The sequence below is a fragment of the Bradyrhizobium sp. USDA 4454 genome (assembly GCF_054822705.1).
The window spans coordinates 6,025,382-6,043,320 of record NZ_JBTRCN010000001.1 but is presented as its reverse complement, the minus strand read 5'-3'; the positions used below and the strand labels follow the sequence as shown (position 1 = coordinate 6,043,320).

17 protein-coding genes are annotated in these 17,939 nt (G+C 65.3%); 9 read left to right on the top strand and 8 right to left on the bottom strand.

What is annotated here, in order from left to right; translation table 11 throughout:
• Window positions 1–178 precede the first annotated feature (178 nt).
• The 9 genes from ACVIW0_RS28115 to ACVIW0_RS28075 all read left to right on the top strand — a co-directional run bounded on the left by ACVIW0_RS28115 (window position 179) and on the right by ACVIW0_RS28075 (window position 8,927).
• Entirely contained in the window at window positions 179–1,732 is a 1,554-nt protein-coding gene (locus ACVIW0_RS28115; RefSeq protein ID WP_461355307.1) for a class I adenylate-forming enzyme family protein, read from the top strand.
• Window positions 1,732–2,790: a phosphotransferase family protein gene (locus ACVIW0_RS28110; RefSeq protein ID WP_461355306.1), complete on the top strand. Its 1,059-nt coding sequence runs from the start codon at window positions 1,732–1,734 to the stop codon at window positions 2,788–2,790. The genes ACVIW0_RS28115 and ACVIW0_RS28110 overlap by 1 nt, the downstream gene beginning before the upstream one ends.
• Entirely contained in the window at window positions 2,787–3,296 is a 510-nt protein-coding gene (locus ACVIW0_RS28105; protein ID WP_461355305.1) for a hypothetical protein, read from the top strand. Before ACVIW0_RS28110 ends, ACVIW0_RS28105 begins: the two co-directional genes overlap by 4 nt.
• Window positions 3,297–3,484: 188 nt before the next feature.
• The gene (locus ACVIW0_RS28100) at window positions 3,485–4,744 is read left to right on the top strand and encodes an aromatic ring-hydroxylating oxygenase subunit alpha (protein ID WP_461355304.1); all 1,260 of its coding nucleotides are present in this window, start codon (window positions 3,485–3,487) and stop codon (window positions 4,742–4,744) included.
• Entirely contained in the window at window positions 4,744–5,241 is a 498-nt protein-coding gene (locus ACVIW0_RS28095; protein ID WP_461355303.1) for an aromatic-ring-hydroxylating dioxygenase subunit beta, read from the top strand. Before ACVIW0_RS28100 ends, ACVIW0_RS28095 begins: the two co-directional genes overlap by 1 nt.
• 13 nt (window positions 5,242–5,254) lie before the next feature.
• Window positions 5,255–6,049, top strand: a complete 795-nt coding sequence (locus ACVIW0_RS28090; RefSeq protein WP_461355302.1) for an enoyl-CoA hydratase/isomerase family protein — start codon at window positions 5,255–5,257, stop codon at window positions 6,047–6,049.
• A gap of 1 nt (window position 6,050) precedes the next feature.
• Window positions 6,051–6,800 (top strand): SDR family NAD(P)-dependent oxidoreductase, encoded by a 750-nt coding sequence (locus tag ACVIW0_RS28085; RefSeq protein WP_461355301.1) that lies wholly within the window; start codon window positions 6,051–6,053, stop codon window positions 6,798–6,800.
• Between the two features lies 1 nt (window position 6,801).
• Window positions 6,802–7,737, top strand: coding sequence for an alpha/beta hydrolase (locus ACVIW0_RS28080; RefSeq protein ID WP_461355300.1), 936 nt, complete (start codon window positions 6,802–6,804; stop codon window positions 7,735–7,737).
• Window positions 7,734–8,927, top strand: a complete 1,194-nt coding sequence (locus tag ACVIW0_RS28075) for an acyl-CoA dehydrogenase family protein (protein ID WP_461355299.1) — start codon at window positions 7,734–7,736, stop codon at window positions 8,925–8,927. Before ACVIW0_RS28080 ends, ACVIW0_RS28075 begins: the two co-directional genes overlap by 4 nt.
• Before the next feature lie 10 nt (window positions 8,928–8,937).
• On the opposite strand, the gene ACVIW0_RS28070 is transcribed toward ACVIW0_RS28075, so the two are convergent.
• The 8 genes from ACVIW0_RS28070 to ACVIW0_RS28035 all read right to left on the bottom strand — a co-directional run bounded on the left by ACVIW0_RS28070 (window position 8,938) and on the right by ACVIW0_RS28035 (window position 17,872).
• Window positions 8,938–9,684, bottom strand: coding sequence for an NAD(P)H-dependent oxidoreductase (locus ACVIW0_RS28070; protein ID WP_461355298.1), 747 nt, complete (start codon window positions 9,682–9,684; stop codon window positions 8,938–8,940).
• Window positions 9,685–9,879: 195 nt separating this feature from the next.
• The gene (locus tag ACVIW0_RS28065) at window positions 9,880–11,040 is read right to left on the bottom strand and encodes an ABC transporter substrate-binding protein (RefSeq protein ID WP_461355297.1); all 1,161 of its coding nucleotides are present in this window, start codon (window positions 11,038–11,040) and stop codon (window positions 9,880–9,882) included.
• Window positions 11,041–11,072: 32 nt separating this feature from the next.
• The gene (locus ACVIW0_RS28060) at window positions 11,073–12,119 is read right to left on the bottom strand and encodes a branched-chain amino acid ABC transporter permease (protein WP_461355296.1); all 1,047 of its coding nucleotides are present in this window, start codon (window positions 12,117–12,119) and stop codon (window positions 11,073–11,075) included.
• The gene (locus ACVIW0_RS28055) at window positions 12,119–12,991 is read right to left on the bottom strand and encodes a branched-chain amino acid ABC transporter permease (protein WP_461355295.1); all 873 of its coding nucleotides are present in this window, start codon (window positions 12,989–12,991) and stop codon (window positions 12,119–12,121) included. The genes ACVIW0_RS28060 and ACVIW0_RS28055 overlap by 1 nt, the downstream gene beginning before the upstream one ends.
• Window positions 12,992–14,929, bottom strand: a complete 1,938-nt coding sequence (locus ACVIW0_RS28050) for an AMP-dependent synthetase/ligase (protein WP_461355294.1) — start codon at window positions 14,927–14,929, stop codon at window positions 12,992–12,994.
• On the bottom strand, window positions 14,926–15,717 hold the full coding sequence (locus tag ACVIW0_RS28045) for an ABC transporter ATP-binding protein (RefSeq protein ID WP_461355293.1): 792 nt from the start codon (window positions 15,715–15,717) through the stop codon (window positions 14,926–14,928). Before ACVIW0_RS28045 ends, ACVIW0_RS28050 begins: the two co-directional genes overlap by 4 nt.
• Window positions 15,714–16,556, bottom strand: coding sequence for an ABC transporter ATP-binding protein (locus tag ACVIW0_RS28040; RefSeq protein WP_461355292.1), 843 nt, complete (start codon window positions 16,554–16,556; stop codon window positions 15,714–15,716). The genes ACVIW0_RS28045 and ACVIW0_RS28040 overlap by 4 nt, the downstream gene beginning before the upstream one ends.
• Before the next feature lie 5 nt (window positions 16,557–16,561).
• The gene (locus ACVIW0_RS28035; protein WP_461355291.1) at window positions 16,562–17,872 is read right to left on the bottom strand and encodes a phytoene desaturase family protein; all 1,311 of its coding nucleotides are present in this window, start codon (window positions 17,870–17,872) and stop codon (window positions 16,562–16,564) included.
• Window positions 17,873–17,939 lie beyond the last annotated feature (67 nt).

The window sequence follows — 17,939 nt, the reverse complement described above, 5'->3', positions numbered from 1 at the left end:
TGCGGGGCTCGATGATCCCACCGGCGGTGCCATCACAGGCTTTACCCGTCGCGGCGGCTATGCAATAATAGACCGTCTGTCCGGATTATCAACCGGAATCTCCGGGCGGCAGATCGGCATCACGCAACGACGGAAACATCCGCAGGCGTGCGCGGCCGCGTGACGGCGAGGAGGAAACATGAAGCTGACGCAGGCGCTCATCTCGGCAGTGCAGTTGCGCAAGGATGCGCCGGGCACCATCCATGCCGGACGGTCGCGGAGCTGGAAGGAAATCGGCCGGCGCGTCGCCTGTGCCGCGGGCGGGTTGCGGCGGCTCGGCATCGAGGCCGGCGATCGTATTGCGATCCTCGCGCACAACAGCGATCTCTACATCGAGGCGCTCTATGCCATCGCCTGGGCTGGCGCAGTCGCGGTGCCGCTCAACACGCGCTGGGCGCTCGCCGAGAATGCCTACGCGATCGACGATTCCACGCCAAAACTGTTGCTGGTCGACAAGGCCTTTGCCGAGATCGCGTCGGGGCTGCGCGGCGCGAAATCACTCATCGCGATGGTCTATCTGGATGAGGGGCAGGTCCCCGATGGCATGCAGAGCTACGACGAGCTCGTTGCGCACGCGCCGGTCGAGGATGCCTCCGGCGCCTACAACGATCTCGCCGGCATCTTCTACACCGGCGGCACCACCGGCTTCCCCAAGGGCGTGATGCTGTCGCACGCCAACATCATCTATGAATCGCTGGTCTGGATCTATGCGCTGCGCTTCCGCGAAGACACCAGGTATCTGCACTCGGCCGGCATGTTCCATCTGGCCGGCACCTCGCCGATGATCGCGCTCACGCTCGTCGGCGGCACCCATGTCACGATCCCGAAATTCGAGCCGGAACTCGCGATGAAGACTATCGCCGAGCACCGAGTGGATTACTGCCTGTTCGTGCCGACCATGCTCAACATGATGCTCAATCATCCGTCCTTCGGTGCGTATGATCTGAGTAGCGTCAAGGATTGCGAATATGGCGCCTCGCCGATGCCGGATGCGCTGCTAGTCAAGCTGATGCGGGTGCTGCCGGGTTGGCGCTTCCATCAGGGCTACGGCATGACCGAGAGCGCCGCGCTGGCGACGATCCTGCCCTGGGAATACCACGCGCTGGAAGGGCCGCTGGCGAGCAAGCGCAAATCAGCGGGACGGGCGGCGCCCGGCGTCGAGATCCGCATCGTCGATCCCGCGGGCAACGAAGTGCCGCGCGGCACGGTCGGCGAGATCGCGATCCGCGGCGCCGGGGTGATGCTCGGCTATTGGCGCAAACCCGAGGAAAGCGCCCGCGTGCTGCGCAACGGCTGGCTGCGCACCGGCGACGGTGCCTGGATGGACGAGGACGGATTTGTCTATATCGTCGACCGGCTGAAGGACATGATCGTCTCCGGCGGCGAGAACGTCTATTCCGGCGAGGTGGAGAACGCGATCTTCCAGCATGAGCAGGTCAAGGAGTGCGCCGTCATCGCGGTGCCCGATCCGCAATGGGGCGAAGCGGTGCACGCCATCGTGGTGCCGAAGGATGGCGCGCGGCTGGATGCCGACATGGTCATTGCGCACTGCCGCACCTTGATCGCCGGCTACAAATGTCCGCGCTCGGTCGACATCCGTCTCGAACCTTTGCCGCTGACCGGCTCCGGTAAGATCATGAAGTCGGCGCTGCGCGAGGAGAAGTGGCAGGGCTATACGAGGTCGGTCAACTGATGCCGGAGGCCGCGAAACAATCCGACGACGTACGAGTTGTCGCTCGTCCCGTCGTGGTGAATGATGACGCGGTGCGGACGGCGCTCGCGCTGCATCTGTCGCGGATATCCGGAAGCCGGACCGAGATTGCAAGCTTCGGCCGTAAATCGTCGGGCTTCTCGTGGATCACTTACGCCTTCGCGGCGCGTTCCGCCGCTCAAGGAGATCGCAAGCTGATCCTGCGTGTCGGTCCGCCGAACGGGTTGTTTGCGCCGTATTCGGTGCTGCCGCAGGTTTATGCGCTGCAGGCGCTGCATGGCAGCGGCGTGCCGGTGCCGGCATTGGTGTCATCAGAACAGGACGGTGCCGAAATCGGCTTTCCCTTTTTTATCTGCGCACACATCGAGGGTGATGTTCCCGCGCCCTGGGCGGCGAGCGAGCTCGATCCGGACCACAAGCGCGCCATCGCCCGGCAGTTCGTCGAGATCCTCGCGTCGCTGCACCGGATCGATCCGGGCACAACCCCATTCGCCTCGCTGCAACAGGGCGAGCAACGCGCCGAGCTGCGCGCGATCGCCGGCTGGCGCGCGTCCCTGGCGCGTCCGACGGCACGTTACTATCCGTTGCTCGATTGGGGTGGGCGCTGGCTGCACGACAATTGTCCGCAACCACCGCGCCGTACCATCGTGCATGGTGACTACCGGATCGGGAATTTCATCGAGCACCAGCGGAGGATCGCCGCCATTCTCGATTGGGAACTGACTCACCTCGGCGATCCCCATGAAGATCTGGCCTGGGCAATGATGCCAACCTTCAACGCCAGGAGCCGGAAGCTATATGGCGTGCTCGAGCGTGCGGAGGTGATCGATCTCTATCAGCGCGTCTCCGGCATTGCTGTTTCGGACAAGAGCCTCGCCTTCTATGAGGCCTATGCGCTGTATCAGGCCGCCGCAATCCAGATGTGCGCGGTGCGAGCGTTCGAGGTTGACCGTTTCAACGATATGCGCCTTGCGGTGATGGCAAGCCAGATGCCCTCGATCGTGCGGGCCTTCGACCGTGCATTGGAGGCCGCGGCATGAGTGCATCCTTCGAGCGGCTGATCGACGGCATCATCGATGCGCTGCAGAGCCATGTCGTGCCGAACAGCAACGATGATTTCGTCCGTGGCCAGGTGTTCTCCGCAATCTACGCGCTGAACGGCCTGAAGCTCGCCGCCGATTGGAAGGCCGGGCCCCTGCTGGAGCAAGTGCGTCTGCAGGACGATAGTTTCGCGGCGGCCAGGCGATTTGCCGATGGCATGGCCTGTCCGGAGATCCCCGCCACACCACGCATCCAGGCCGACATACCCAACGTTGCCGCGATCGAGGCGTTGCGCGACGATGGCGATCGTCGGCTGGGGCAGCTTCTGCTGTGGGTGAGCGGCGAAGAAGCACGTGCGGCCAATCCCAACGCTGCTGCCGAGATCGAGCGCCTGCTGCGCCGGGCGATCTGCGACCAGCTCAAGATCGAGCTCGCAACGACGCCGAAATCGATGTTGCAGCAGATCGCCGGCGGCGAACGCGAGGGTGGCGCGGCGCACGGCTGAGACGGTTGCGCCGCCGGCTACCCGGAATTGCATCTTTGCACGCTGCTCCGGATCCGCCTCGACGTTCGGAAAGAAGCTTGCCGCCCCGCGGAGCCCGTGCTATTAATTCACCGAACGGTCGTTCGGATTATTATTTGAACGGTCAGCAAAGACATCCGCGGCAAGCGGCCGGCCAGGGAGACGGAACGATGAACATGATGACCGGCGTCTCGCCATGGGAGCGGCTGATCCGGCCCGACCGGGTGCATGGCTCGCTCTACACCGATCCGGAGATCTTCGAGGCCGAGCTCAAGAACATCTGGTACCGGACCTGGGTCTATGTCGGGCACGAGAGCGAGGTGCCCAACGCCAACGACTACGTCGTCAAGTCGATCGGCCCGCAATCCGTGATCATGACACGTGACGAGCAGGGCAGGGTCAATCTGCTGCTCAACCGCTGCTCGCATCGCGGCAACCAGGTCTGCTCGTATGAGCGCGGCAATGCGCGCTCTTTCACCTGTCCGTTCCACTCCTGGACCTTCGCCAATGACGGCCGCCTGGTCGGCTACGCCTTCCCCGACGGTTACGAGGGGCAGGACAAGTCACACCTTGCGCTCGGGCGGGTGACCCGCGTCGAGTCCTATCGCGGCTTCGTGTTCGGCTCGTTCGCGGCCGAAGGGCCGACCCTGAAGGAGCATCTCGGCGGCGCGGCCGAGACCATCGATCGGCTGGTGCGGACCTCGCCGGAGGGCGAGGTCGAGATCACCGCGGGCTTCCTCAAGCATCGCGTCAAGGCGAACTGGAAGTTCATCCTGGAGAACGAGTGCGACGGCTATCACCCGGCGTTCGTGCACAGCTCGATCTTCGGTGTCGCCGACAGCATGATCGGCAAGCTCTATGGCGGGGCGTCGACCGCGCTGACCCGTGACTACGGCAACGGCCATACCGAGATCGACCTCCGGCCCGAGTTCCGCAAGCGCGATGCGCCGATGAGCTGGTTCGGCACCAGCGAGGAGCGGCTGCCCGACTACACCGCGCGGATGAAGACGGCCTACGGCGACACCGCGGCGCGGGAGATCATGGTCGACGGCACGCCGCATGTGATGATCTTCCCGAACCTGTTCATCGCCGAGATCCAGATGTTCGTGATCCAGCCGCTCGGCGTCGACGACAGCGTGCAGCACGTCACCGCGCTGCAATTCAAGGGCGCGCCGGATCTGAACCGGAGGCTGCGCCAGCAGACCATGGGCTCGGTCGGCCCGGCCGGCTTCCTGCTCGCGGATGATTCCGAGATGTACGAGCGCTGCCATCGCGGCGTGCTGGCGCGCAATCCGGAATGGATATTCCTCGGCCGCGGCGAGAAGCGCGAGCGGCAGGACGAACTCGGCTTTACGGTCGGCCACGTCACCGACGAGGTGCCGTCGCGCGGCATCTGGACCCATTATCGTAAGCTGATGGAGCCTAACTGATGCTGTCGCGCGAGAGCAGCGCCACCTTGATGAACGCCATCACCGCCTTCCTCTACCGTGAGGCGCGGCTGCAGGACGAGCATCAATACGAGGCCTGGGAAAAGCTCTGGACCGATGACGGCGTCTATTGGGTGCCGGCCAACGGCGCCGACATCGACCCGGAGCGGCAGATGTCGATCATCTACGACAACCGCTCGCGGATCGCGCTCCGCGTCCGCCAGTTGATGACCGGCAAGCACTTCACCCAGACGCCGCAGTCGAATTTGCGCCGGCTGATCTCCAACATCGAATTGATGGACGAGCAGCCCGACGATGGCGACATCGCGGTCGCCAGCAACAGTCTTATTTTCGAGTCGAGCCTGCGCGACGACACGCTGTGGGCGGCGCGCAATGAATACCGGCTGCGCCATGTCGATGACGAATTGCGGATGGCCAGCAAGAAGGTCATCCTCGTCAACAACGACAAGGCGATCTACACGCTGTCATTCCTGGTTTAGGGAAGGTCTCGCCATGATCGACAAGGGCCCCGTCCTGCTCGACATCACCGACGGCATCGCGCGGTTGCGGCTCAACCGCCCCGACGCGGCCAACGGCATGAGCGCCGAATTGCTCAGCGCGCTGTGCGACGCCATCATGGTCTGCCACGGCCATCCGGATTTGCGGGTGGTGCTGCTGAGCGGCGAGGGCATCAACTTCTGCGCCGGCGGCGACGTTCGCGCCTTCGCTTCCAAGGGCGAGAAGCTGCCGGACTATATCCGGCAAGCCACCGCGTATCTGCAGAATGCGGTGACCGGCCTGCTGCGGCTGGAGGCGCCGGTCATCGCTTCGGTGCAGGGTTTTGCGGCGGGCGGCGGCGGCTTCGGCCTGGTCTGCGCCTCCGACATCGTGATCGCGGCCGACTCGGCAAAATTCCTCGCCGGTGCGACGCGGGTGGCGATGGCGCCGGATGCCGGCGTTTCCGTGACGCTGTCGCGGCTGGTCGGCCTGCGCCGGGCGATGTCGATCCTGCTGACCAACCCGGTGATATCAGCGGCCGAAGCGCTGCAGATGGGCATCGTCACCAAGGTGGTGCCCGATACCGAGCTCGCCGATGCATCGTTCGCCATGGCGCGTGAGCTCGCGGCCGGTGCGCCGAAGGCACTGGCGGCGACCAAGCGATTGGTCTGGGCCGGCACCGGCACCAGCATCGAGCAATGCCTGTCGGAAGAGGCGCGCACCGTTGCCGAGCTCTCGGGGATGGCCGACGCCCGCGAAGGGCTTGCCGCCGTGATTGAGCGGCGCAAGCCGGTCTTCACGGGGCGCTGAGGTGGCGACCTTGCCATTCGGGCGTCTCGACGGCCGCCGTGCCTTCGTCTCCGGCGGCGCGCGCGGCATCGGTGCCGCGATCGTGCGCAGCTTTGCCGGGGCCGGCGCCAGGGTCGTGATCGCCGATCTCGACGTCGCCGCAGCCTCCGAGCTTGCGCATGAGACCGGTGCTGTCGTCGCCGGGCTCGACGTCAGCGATGCCACCGCGGTGCAGACGCTGATGGCGCAGGACGGTCCGTTCGACATTGTCGTCAACAATGCCGGCATCGATCAGCACGCCTTCTTCACCGACACGACGGCGGAGGATTGGGCGCGGCTGATCGCTGTCAATCTCACCTCGGTGCTGGCCTGCACCCACGCCGCATTGCCGGCGATGCAGGCGGCGCGCTTCGGCCGCATCATCAACATCACGTCGGAAGCAGCACGGCTCGGCTCCAGGGGCGGCGCGGTCTATTCCGCGGCCAAGGGCGGTGTGATCTCCTTCACCCGCAGCATCGCGCGGGAGAACGCACGCTTTCGAATCACCGCGAACGCGATCGCGCCCGGTCCGATCCGCACGCCGATGCTGGAGCAGGCGGTGGCAAGCGGCGGCGACAGGATCTTGCAGGCGATGACCGGCGCGACGCTGCTTGGCCGGCTTGGCGAGCCGGAGGAGGTCGCGGCGGCCGCGCTGTTCCTGGCCTCCGACCAGGCCGGCTATATCACCGGCGAGACGCTCGGCGTGTCCGGCGGCATGGGCATCGGCGGCTGAGATGGCGGGCGCGAGCGACGATATCGCCCCCACGCCGGTCGATCGCGCCATCGCGCGCCTGCGCGCGATCTATCGCGGCTGGTCCCGCGAGACATCGCTGGCGCAGATGCGCAGCGACTGGGACAAAGCCTTTGCCGCCTGCTCGGTGCCGGTGAGCTGCCGGCCGGTTTCCGCCGGCGGGGTCGACGGCGAATGGCTCGAACCGGCGGGCGCGCCGCGCGACAAGACGATCCTCTATTTTCACGGCGGCGGCTTCCGCATCGGCTCGGTGGCGTCGCACCGTGATCTGGCTGCGCGGATTGCCGATGCATCCGGCTGCCGCCTGCTCTCGATCAATTATCGTCTCGCGCCGGAGCATCGCTTCCCTGCGGCGCTCGACGATGCGCTGATCGCCTACCAGTTTCTGCGCGATCAGGGACTGCGTCCGGCGGATATCGCTTTCGCCGGCGACTCTGTCGGTGGCAATCTCGTGCTCGGTACAATGCTGGCGGCGAGGGACCGCGGTGTGCCGTTGCCTGCGGCCGGCGCACTGATGTCGCCCTGGACCGATCTCGCTGCGACCGGCGCAAGTTACGAGAGCCGGGCCGAAGCCGATCCGATCCACCAGCGTGCGATGATCCTGGTGCTGGCGAAGAATTATCTCGGCAAGGATGGCGATCCCCGTGATCCATTGGCCTCGCCGCTCTATGCCGATCTCGCTGGCCTGCCGCCGCTGCTCCTGCAGGTCGGCGACCGCGAAACCGTGCGTGATGACTCGACGGAATTGGCGGCAAAGGCGAAAGCGGCCGGCGTCGACGTCGAGCTGGAGGTTTGGGGCGGCATGATCCACGTGTTCCAGATGTTCCCGGAAATTCCGCAGGCTGGGGAGGCGATCGCATCTCTGGCGAATTTTCTGCGCAAGCATCTTCACATCGGCCATGAGAGGGCGCCACAATGAATGTCATGACCTCGGATCCGCGCCAGCTCTCTGAGACCGAATTCCACTTCACGGAGCAGCCCAATCTGCCCGAGGAGCTGCGCATGCTGCGCGAGCAGGTCCGCCGCTTCATCGAGAAAGAGGTGGTGCCGCATGCCGAGGCCTGGGAGCGCGACGGCAAGATCCCGCGCGAGATCTATCGCCGCATGGGCGCACTCGGTTTTCTCGGCATGCGCCACGCGGCCGAATATGGCGGCACCGACATGGGGCCGCTGGCTTCGATGGTGTTCGCCGAGGAGCTCGGCCGCTCGAGCTTTGGCGGCTTCACCTCATCGATCCTGGTTCATACCGACATGTCGGCAGTGCACATCAGCCTGCGCGGCACGCCCGAGCAGAAGCGGAAATACTTGCCGGCGATTATCAGCGGCGAGACGGTCTGCTCGATCGCGGTGACCGAGCCCGACGCCGGCTCCGACGTCGCCGGCCTGAAGACGCGCGCACGGCGCGATGGCGATCATTGGGTGATCAACGGCGCCAAGATGTTCATCACAAACGCGGTCTATGGGGACATCCTGATCGTCGCCGCGCGTACCGATCCGCACGCCAAGGGCAGCCGCGGCATCTCGCTGTTCATCGTCGAACGCAACACGCCCGGCATCACGGCGACCAAACTCGACAAGCACGGCTGGCTCTGCTCGGACACCGCCGAGCTCGGCTTCCAGGACGTGCGCGTGCCGGCAGAGAATTTGCTCGGCGAGGCGAACAGGGGCTTCTACGGCATCATGGAGACCTTCCAGAACGAGCGCATCTGCATCGGCGGCATCTGTGCCGGCGAGTCGGCCAAGGCGATCGAGCTGACGACGAACTATGTGAAGACCCGGCAGGCGTTCGGCGGCCCGCTCTGGAACCAGCAGGGCGTGCGGCTGAAGCTCGCCCAGCTCGCCGCCAAGGCCGCCGCCGCGCGCGCACTGGCCTATCAGGCCGCCGAGCTCGCCGCGGCCGGAAAGGACTGCTTGCGCGAAGTGTCGATGGTCAAGGCGCTGTCGCCGGAGGTGCTGCACGAGGTCGTCCACGGCTGCCTGCAATTGCACGGCGGCTCGGGCTTCATGCGCGGCACGCCGATCGAGCGCATGGTGCGCGACGCCCGGGTACTGACGATCGGCGGCGGCGCCACCGAAGTGATGCTGGAGGAGGTCGCCAAGCGGATGTGAGGGCTCGCGCTTACGGCGCTACCGGTTTGCTTTGGCCGACCGTCCGCGCCGCGATCCCCGGCTTCAGTCGCCAGTCCGCGCCAAAGTCCGCCAGCGGATGAAAGAACAACGGCTCGGTGCTCTCGATCTGCCGCAGCCGCTCCGTGTAGTCGTCGAGATAACGGTGCCGTGTGGCCTCGTCGACGAAGTTCACCGAATACGACACGAAGGGCGGCAGCACCTTGCAGCCGGCATAGGCCAGCATGCCGTTCTGGATCGGCCACAGCACCACATCGAGCGCGCCGACCAGCCCGTCGGGCGCGCACATGCCGGGATAGGCGGCGGTCGAGGTCACGACCATCGCGCGGCGGCCGGTGAGGCCGCCGGTGTCGTAGCGGCGTCCGCTGCCATAAATCGCGCCGTTGACGAACACGCGGTCGATCCAGCCCTTCATGATGGCGGGGACGGAGAACCACCACAGCGGAAACTGCAGGATCAGGAGGTCGCACCACAATAGCTTCTCGATCTCGGCGGCGATGTCGCGGCTGAGCGTGCCCTGTTGCAGGTTGAATTTCTGCTCGCGGTCATATTGCAGCCGGCCGGGAAACCGCCGTTCGCCGAAGTCGCTGGCGGTCGCCACCGGATTGAAGCCCATGGCGTAGAGATCGGAGATCCTGACCGTATGCCCGAGCGCGGCAAGCTCCGCCACCGACCGCGCCAGCAGCGCTGCGTTGAAGGATTGCGGCTCCTGATGGGCAAAGACGATCAGGACCTTCATGTTCTCTCTCCGCGAATTTGAAGCTACATATCGCCGCGACGTTGCTCTGCCCGCTCTCCCGCTTGCGGGGGAGGGCGGACGTGGGGGTATTTCCACAAGCGACAGCTTTGCGTGGAGAGAGCCCCCACCCGGATCGCATCTTCGATGCGATCCGACCTCCCCCGCAAGCGGGAGAGGTGAGTTCACGGAGGCGGCTCACTTCACCGGCTTGAAGCTGAGCGTCGCGGCATCGGCCTGCATGATCTGCAGCTTCTGGTTCGAGAAGCGGACGCCGGGGCCGAAGCTGATCGGCGCCATCACGCCGGTCTCGACATTTTTGGTCTTCTCCAGCTCCGAGATGGTGCAGGCCCAGGTCGGCTGCTTGCCGCAGCGCTCGATCGCCGCGATCAACACTTTCGCCGCGGCGTAGCCGGTCATGGTGTAGCGGTTGATGCCCTTGAACTCGGCCTCCGAGACCAGCGGCTTGGCCTTCTCCAGGAATGCCTTGCCGGCGGAGCCTGCGAACGGCTCGACATAGTCGACGGCATAGATGCCGTCGCCGGCCGGACCCATCAGCTTCAGCACCGGCTCGATGCGGCCGGGCCAGAAGATGCCGGTCACCGGCTTGATGCTGAGCTTTTCGAGCTCCTTCATCATCGCGATGTTCTCGGCGATGATGCCGCCGGCCAGAAACACCTCGGCGCCGGATTCCTTCAGCTGCAGCATGTCGGACGAGAAGTCCTGCTGGCCCTTCTTGTAATTGCCACTGTAGACGACGTTGAGCTTCTTGGCCTTGACCACGGAATCGAATCCGTCGCGGACCGTTATGCCGTAGTCGTCGTCCTGGGTGATTAGCCCCCATTTCTTGCCGGGGTTCTTGTCGGCGAGAAAGTTGACGAGGTGAATGATGCCCTCCTCGTAGGACTGCCCGACCACGAACACGTTCTTGCGCGCCGGCTCCCACAGGAATTTCACCGGCGCGACGTCGATCACGGTCGGGATGCCGGATTTCTCCAGCACCGGCATCACCGCGATCGATTGCCCCGAGCCGGAGATGCCGAGCATCGCAAACACCTTGTCGACGTCGATCACCTTCTTGACGCCCTGAATGGTGCGCGCGGTGACATAGCCGTCGTCTTCCAGCACATATTTGATCTTGCGGCCGTTGATGCCGCCGGCGGCGTTGGCTTCGGCGATCGCGATCTTGTGGCCGATCGAGGCGGCGACGCCGAGCAGGGCCGGTGGGCCGGTCAGCGGCTCGACGTCGCCGATCAGGATCTCGCTGTCGGTGATCCCGGGGTCGGCGGCCGCGGCGGGGCCACTGGCAAGACAGGCCACAGTGAATAGCAGCGAGGCCGCCGCCAGATGTTTGATCATCGTCTCCTCCTCATGGTGTGTTTCTTTTTTTGTTAGTAGCGCAGCGGCCAGTGCACCCAGGTCCGCTTGATGTCGTGCCAGGCACCGACCAGCCCCCTCGGCTGGAAACGCAGGAACAGGATGATGACGAGGCCGTAGAGCATGCTCTTCAGCTCCTGCGCGCCGGTCGTGAAGACAGCGTCCATCTGCGTGCTGAACAGGCTGAAGACGAGCCGTGTCGCCTCCGGCAGCAGCACGATCAGGATGGTGCCGAGCACCGCGCCGAGCGCCGAGCCGAGGCCGCCGACGATCAGGATCGCCAGCGCCTCGATCGAGAGCAGGAATGGAAAGCCCTCGACGCTGACGAAGGAGAGGTAAATGCCGTAGAGCGCGCCGGCGATGCCGGTGATGAAGGCCGAGGTGACGAAGGCGAGCAGCTTGTAGGCGTGCAGGTTGATGCCCATCACGCGGGCTGCGGTGTCGTTGTCCCGGATCGCGACGAAGGCGCGGCCGACCCGGCTGCGGCGGATGTTGAGGGTGGCGAACAGCGCCAGCGCTGCGACGGCGAGGCAGAGATAGGTGAAGGCGGCATCGCTGTCGAAGCTGATGCCGAAAATCTCCGGCCGCGGCACCTGGATGCCGCGGGCGCCATTGGTGAGCCAGCGCATTTCCAGGATCACAGTGTTGATGATGAAGGAGAACGCGAGCGTGGTGATCGCGAGATAGAGCCCCTTGAGCCGCAGCGACGGCGCGCCGACGATCAGGCTCGCCAGCGCTGAAACCACGCCGGCGCCGAGGAAGCCGACCAGCGGCGGCGTGTGATACTTCGACACCAGCACCGCATAGGCATAGGCGCCGGTGACAAGGAAGCCGACATGGCCGAGCGAGATCAGGCCGGTGTAACCGGTCAGGATGTTGAGCCCGAGCGCGCCGGTCCCCGTGATCAGGATGATCATCAGAAACGACAGCGCGTAGGAGTTCAAGGCAAAGGGCGCCACGATCAGCGCCAGCAGCAGCACCGCCGACCACAGCCACACCGGCGGGGAATCGATCAGCGCGACCAGCTCGCCATAGCTCTGCTTGTAATCGCCCGTGCGCATCAGACCCTCTCGATGTCGCGTTCGCCGAAGATGCCGAACGGGCGGACCATCAGCACGACGATGATCATGGCAAAGCCCGCGACTTCCTTCATGCCGGAGCCGAGATAGCCGCCCGCCAGGTTCTCGGTGATGCCGATCAGGAGGCCGCCGAGGCCGGAGCCGAGCACCGCGTCGAGCCCGCCCAGAATGGTGGCCGGAAACGCCTTCAGCCCGAGCTGGAACATCGCCGGCGACAGATCGTAAGACAACGCGAAGAACACGCCGCCGATGCCGGCGATCACCGAGGACGCGGCCCAGGCCAGCGCATGGACCTTTGTGGCGCTGATGCCCATCAACAGCGCGGTGCGGTCATCGGCTGCGACCGCGCGCATCGCCACGCCGACCTTGCTGTAGCGGAAGAAGGCCCAGATCGCGGCGAGCAGCAAAAGCAGCGTCGCGATCACCGCCAGCTGGCCGGTGCGCACGCCGATGCCGCCGAGATAGACGATACCGCGGCCGATGCCGAGTTCGAGGCCGTGCGGATAGGCATCCCAGATGAAGTTGATCGCCGAGCGCAGGATCACCGCGAGCCCGATGGTCACCATCACGGTCGCGAACACCGGCTCGCCCAGCATCGGCCGCATCACCAGCCGCTCGACGATGAGCCCGAGCAGGACCGCGGCGCCGATCGCGCCGATCGCAACCACGAACACATTGCCGCTGACCGTGGTCGAGATCGTCCAGGCGATATAGGCCGTGATCATGGTCATTTCGCCCTGCGCGAAATTGACCAGCCCGGTCGACTTGTAGATCATCGCAAAGCCCATCGCGATCAGGCCGTAGATCGCGCCGATCGCGAGCCCCGAGATCAGGAGCTGGATGAGATACTGCATTCAGCCCTCCGCCTGGTAGATGATCGCGAGCTCGCGCGCGAACTTCTTCTCGATCATGGCGCGGCGCACCTTTTGCGTCGCGGTCAGCTCGCCGTCGTCATGATCGAGCTCCTTCGCGAGGATGGCGAAGCGCCTGATGTTCTCGACCCGGGCGAAGCGCTTGTTGGTTTCATTGACGATGCGCTCGACCAGCTCGTGCACTTCCGGCAGCTGCGACAGCGACTTGTAGTTGGTGTAGGCCAGCGCCCGGTCGCGCGCCCAGCGGCCCACATTGTCGTAATCGACCTGGATGATGGCACCGAGATACTTCCTGGCCTCGCCGACCACGATCGCTTCCTTGATGAATTCGGAATCCTTCAGCGCGTTCTCGATCTCGGACGGGGCGATGTTCTTGCCGCCGGCGGTGATGATGATCGCCTTCTTGCGGTCGACCACGGCGATCTCGCCATTGTCGAGCACGTCGACGATATCGCCGGTGCGTAGCCAGCCGCCCTGCTCCAGCGATGCGGTGGAGGCCTTCTCATCGAGGAAGTAGCCTTTGAAGACGCCGGGATTGCGCAGCAGGATCTCGCCGTCGCTGTCGAGTTTCCATTCGGTCTGGGGCAGCGGCACGCCGCAGCCGCCGATCCGGTGATGGCTCTCGGTCTGAATGAAGGCGACGCCGCCGCTCTCGGTGAGGCCATAGCCCTGCGACACCGGACGGCCGATGATGTCGAAGAACCGCAGCGTTTCCGGCGAGATCGAGGCGCCGGCACAGAGCCGATGCCGGCTATAGGCGAAGCCGAGATGACGCTGCAAGTTGCGGAACAGCAGGAGATAGAGCAGTCCGTAGGCCACGCGATCGAGTACGTTGGCCTTGCCGGCCTGCCGGCGGTCGGACAGCGTACGGCCCCAGGCAAGGCAGGCTTTGGTGAAGCCTTGTCGCAGCCGGCCGCTTTCGCCGAGCCGGAACAGAAAGCCCTGCTGCAGCTTTTCGTAGATGCGCGGCACGCCGACAAAGAAAGTCGGCGCGATCTCGCGGATGTTGATCGCGACCGTGTCGATCGATTCGGCGAACGAGACGGTGCCGCCGAGCACGAGGTGAGTCACCGTGCCGTAGCAGCGCTCGGCGACGTGGCACAGCGGCAGATAGCTCACCGCCTCGAACGGCTTGTCGGCGATCCCGACGGTCCTGGCGTAGGCATAGGCCGCGTAGACCAGATTGCGATGGGTCAGCATCGCGCCCTTGGGCGGACCGGTTGTGCCCGAGGTGTAGACCAGGATGCAGACATCGTCGGGCGCGCCCTGGGTGATCAGGCGGTCGAGCGTTGCGTTGGCCTCCGGGTTCGTCTCGGCATAAGCCTTGCCGCGCGCGCATAGTGCGTCAAACGAAATCAGCTCGGACTGGCGGTAGTGCCGCAGGCCCTTCATGTCGATGCAGACGATGGCCTCGAGATCCGGCAGGCCGCCATTGCCCACCATCGCATCCAGCACCTTGTCGGTCTGCTCCTGATCGCCGGTGACGACGACGCGTGCGCCGGAATGCTTGACGATATATTGCAGCTCGACCCAGGGATTGGTCGGATAGATGCCGACCGCCACCGCGCCGATCATCTGGGCGCCAAGATCGGCATAGAACCATTCCGGCGTGTTCTCGCCGGCGATGGCGACGCGGTCGCCCGGCTTGATGCCGAGCGAGAGCAGGCCGAGCGCGACCGCACGCGCGGTCTCGTAATAGTGCCGCCAGGAATACGGGTTCCAGATGCCGTAGTCCTTCTCGCGCAGCGCCAGCGCATCGCCATGCACGGCGGCGCGCTGCCGCAGCAGTTGCGGGATGGTGATGGCGGCATCCGCAAGCGCGGCCTGGAACGCGTCGGCGCTCGTTGCCGGCGGGTTGCGCGGCGTGCTCGCCTGCAACGGCGGATGAGCGGTGCGGAAACTGTCCAGCGTCGACATCATGCGCCCACCTTCATAGCTTCGGCGCGCTGCCCGCCAAGATAGGCCTCCGCCACGGCGGGATCGCGCCTGATCTCGTCGGGCGTGCCTTCGGCGATCTTGCGGCCGAAATTCAGCACATGAATGCGGTCGGAAATGTCCATTACGATGCGCATCTCGTGCTCGATCATCACGACCGTGATGCCGAGCTCGTCACGGATATCGAGCACGAAGCGGGCGATGTCCTCGGTCTCCTCCTGGTTCATGCCCGACACCATTTCGTCAAGCAGCAGCAGCTTCGGCTCGCAGGCCAATGCGCGGCCAAGCTCGACCCGTTTCTGCTGGCCATAGGACAACGTGCCGACCACGGCGTCCCTGATATGCTCTATCTCGAGGAATTCGATGATGTGCTCGACGCGCTGTCGGGCCGCGATCTCCTCGTTCCGGGTGCGGCCGAAGAACACCACGGCATCGAGCACGGTCGAGCGCAGATGGGTGTGGCGGCCGGTCAGGATGTTCTCGACCACGGTGCCGTACTTGAACAGCGCCAGATTCTGGAAGGTGCGGCCGATGCCGACGGCGGCGAACTTCCACGGAGAGATGGTCGCAAGGTCGATGCCATCGAAGACGATGCGGCCGCCGCTCGGCCGCAGCACGCCCGAGATCATGTTGAACAGCGTGGTCTTGCCGGCGCCGTTCGGGCCGATCACGCTGCAAATCTCGCCCGGCGAGACTTCGAGGCTGACATCGGCGACCGCCTGCAGGCCGCCGAAGCGCTTTGACAGGTTGTCGACCCTGAGCAACGCGGTCACGACAGCCACCGCTTGCGACGCTTGTAGTGCTTGACGTCGCGCAGGCTCTTGCGTCCGCCGGAGGAGACGCCGAGGTAGAATTCCTGAACGTCCTCGTTGGCGGAGAGCTTCTTGGCCGTGCCATCGAGCACGACACGCCCGGTCTCCAGGATGTAGCCATAGTCGGCGATGTCGAGCGCGCGCTGCGCGTTCTGCTCGACCAGCAGCACGGTCATCTTCAGCTCGTTGCGCAGCCGGACGATCACCTCGTAGATCCGGTCGATGATCAGCGGCGCGAGGCCGAGCGACGGCTCGTCGAGCGCCAGCAGCACGGGATCGGTCATCAGCGCGCGGCCGATCGCGAGCATCTGTTGCTCGCCGCCCGACATGTAGCCGGCGATCTGGTGGCGCCGCTCATGCAGCCGCGGAAACAGCGCGAACACCTTGTCGCGGCGTTCGCGTGCCGCGGCGCCGGTCCTGGTGTAGCCGCCCATCTGCAGGTTCTCGTCGATGGTCAACGCCGCGAATACGCGGCGGCCCTCCGGCACCTGCACGATGCCGCGGCGGACCAACTCGTCCGGCGCAAGGTGATGCACTTCGTCATTGCGGAAGCGGATGCTGCCGTTCTCGATCACGCCTTCCTCGGTATAGAGGATGCCGGACATCGCTTTGAGCAGCGTCGACTTGCCAGCGCCGTTGGAGCCGAGCAGGGCGACGATGTTGCCTTCGGGAACCGCGATCGAGACGTCGCGGATCGCCTCGATCGCGTTGTCGTAGACGATCCGGATGTTGCGGAATTCGAGCAGGGCATCCTGCGCCGGCTTGGCCTGCGGCGTCGGATGCGGGATCGTCGTCGGCATCGTGCTCAGCCCCGGCCGGCCGAGCGGCGCGGCCGCGCAGCGAGGATCGTGTCGGTGACGATCTTGGCGGTCTCGGCGCAAGCTTGCGTGCCGCCATTGCCGTATTGCTTCACCGCGTCGCCGACGCACCACAGGCCCTCGATGCCGGTCTCGCGCGGCAGATCGTAGCCGGCGCAACTGCGTTGTGCCGGCCAGTCGTCGCGCATCACCCGGATCGACAGGATTTTTGCCTGGTCGAAATTGGCGAACTGCTCGCGCAGATCCTCGAGCGCCAGCGCGACCTCGGCATCGCCATCGAAATCGCCGAGCGCGGGCACCGGCACCGCATAGGCGACGTAGAGGTGCCAGCCGGGCGGAGCCAGCTCCGGACAGGTCGCGGAGAGGTTGGCCATGTTGCAGAGCCGGCGCGTCTTGCCGAAGGTGACGATGCCGGGATGGTTGATCAGCGGCTCGCGGCTCGCGATATTGATGACGATGTTGGCGGCCGGGCGAAGCTCGTTCTTGACCTTTGCGATATAGTCCGCCGGAAAAGCCTCACTGCCGGCGAGCGCGACGGTCGCCTTCGGACCGGCATTGCTGATGACGAGGTCGGTGTCGATCCGCACCTTCTCGCCGTTCCTGAGCACGGTGACGCCCTCGACCTTGCCATTGCTCGCGTGGATCGCCGTCGCCGGTGTTTCCAGCCAGATGTCGCCATTGCGCCGGACAGCGCCGCCCAGGCTGTTCCAGACACCGATCGTGCCCTGCGGGCAGAAGCCGAACTTCTTGAATGCGCCCTTGCTGGTGAAATAGGTCAGGAAGGCGCGGGCCGGCAGCTCGGCGGCGTTGCAGGCGAAGATCGCGGCGCAGAGGTTGCGGAACAGCGCATGCACCGTGGCGTTGCTGGTGTAGCCTTTCAGCCAGTCCTCGGTCGACTGCCGCCCGTCAGGCAGATTGCCGGAGCGGGCGTCGGCGAATTTCTCCAGGATGCGCGATGCCTGCTTTGTGAGCTGCCCGAGCAGCAGCGACCAGCCGCCGCGGCCGACATCGATCACCTTGCCGTCGATGAAGAACGAACTCGCGGGCTCCGGCGCGCGAATGTCCAGCGGTGCGCCCACGGTTTGGAAGGTCTCCTCGAACACGCCGCCGAACTCGATCGCGATCGCGCCGATATTGACCTTGAAGCCGTCGATCTCCTCGGTCGAGGCGCGGCCGCCGAGCCGGTCCTTGTCGTCGACAACCAGCGTATGCAGCCCGCCATGGGCGAGGCGCGCCGCGGCGCACAGCCCGCCGGCGCCGGCCCCGATCACGACAGCATCGACCTTGTGAGCATCCACGTGCAACCTCCCTCGATGCCGCCGGGTTTGTCCCGGCGTGCGCAATCCGCTTGCTTGACGGCAGGCA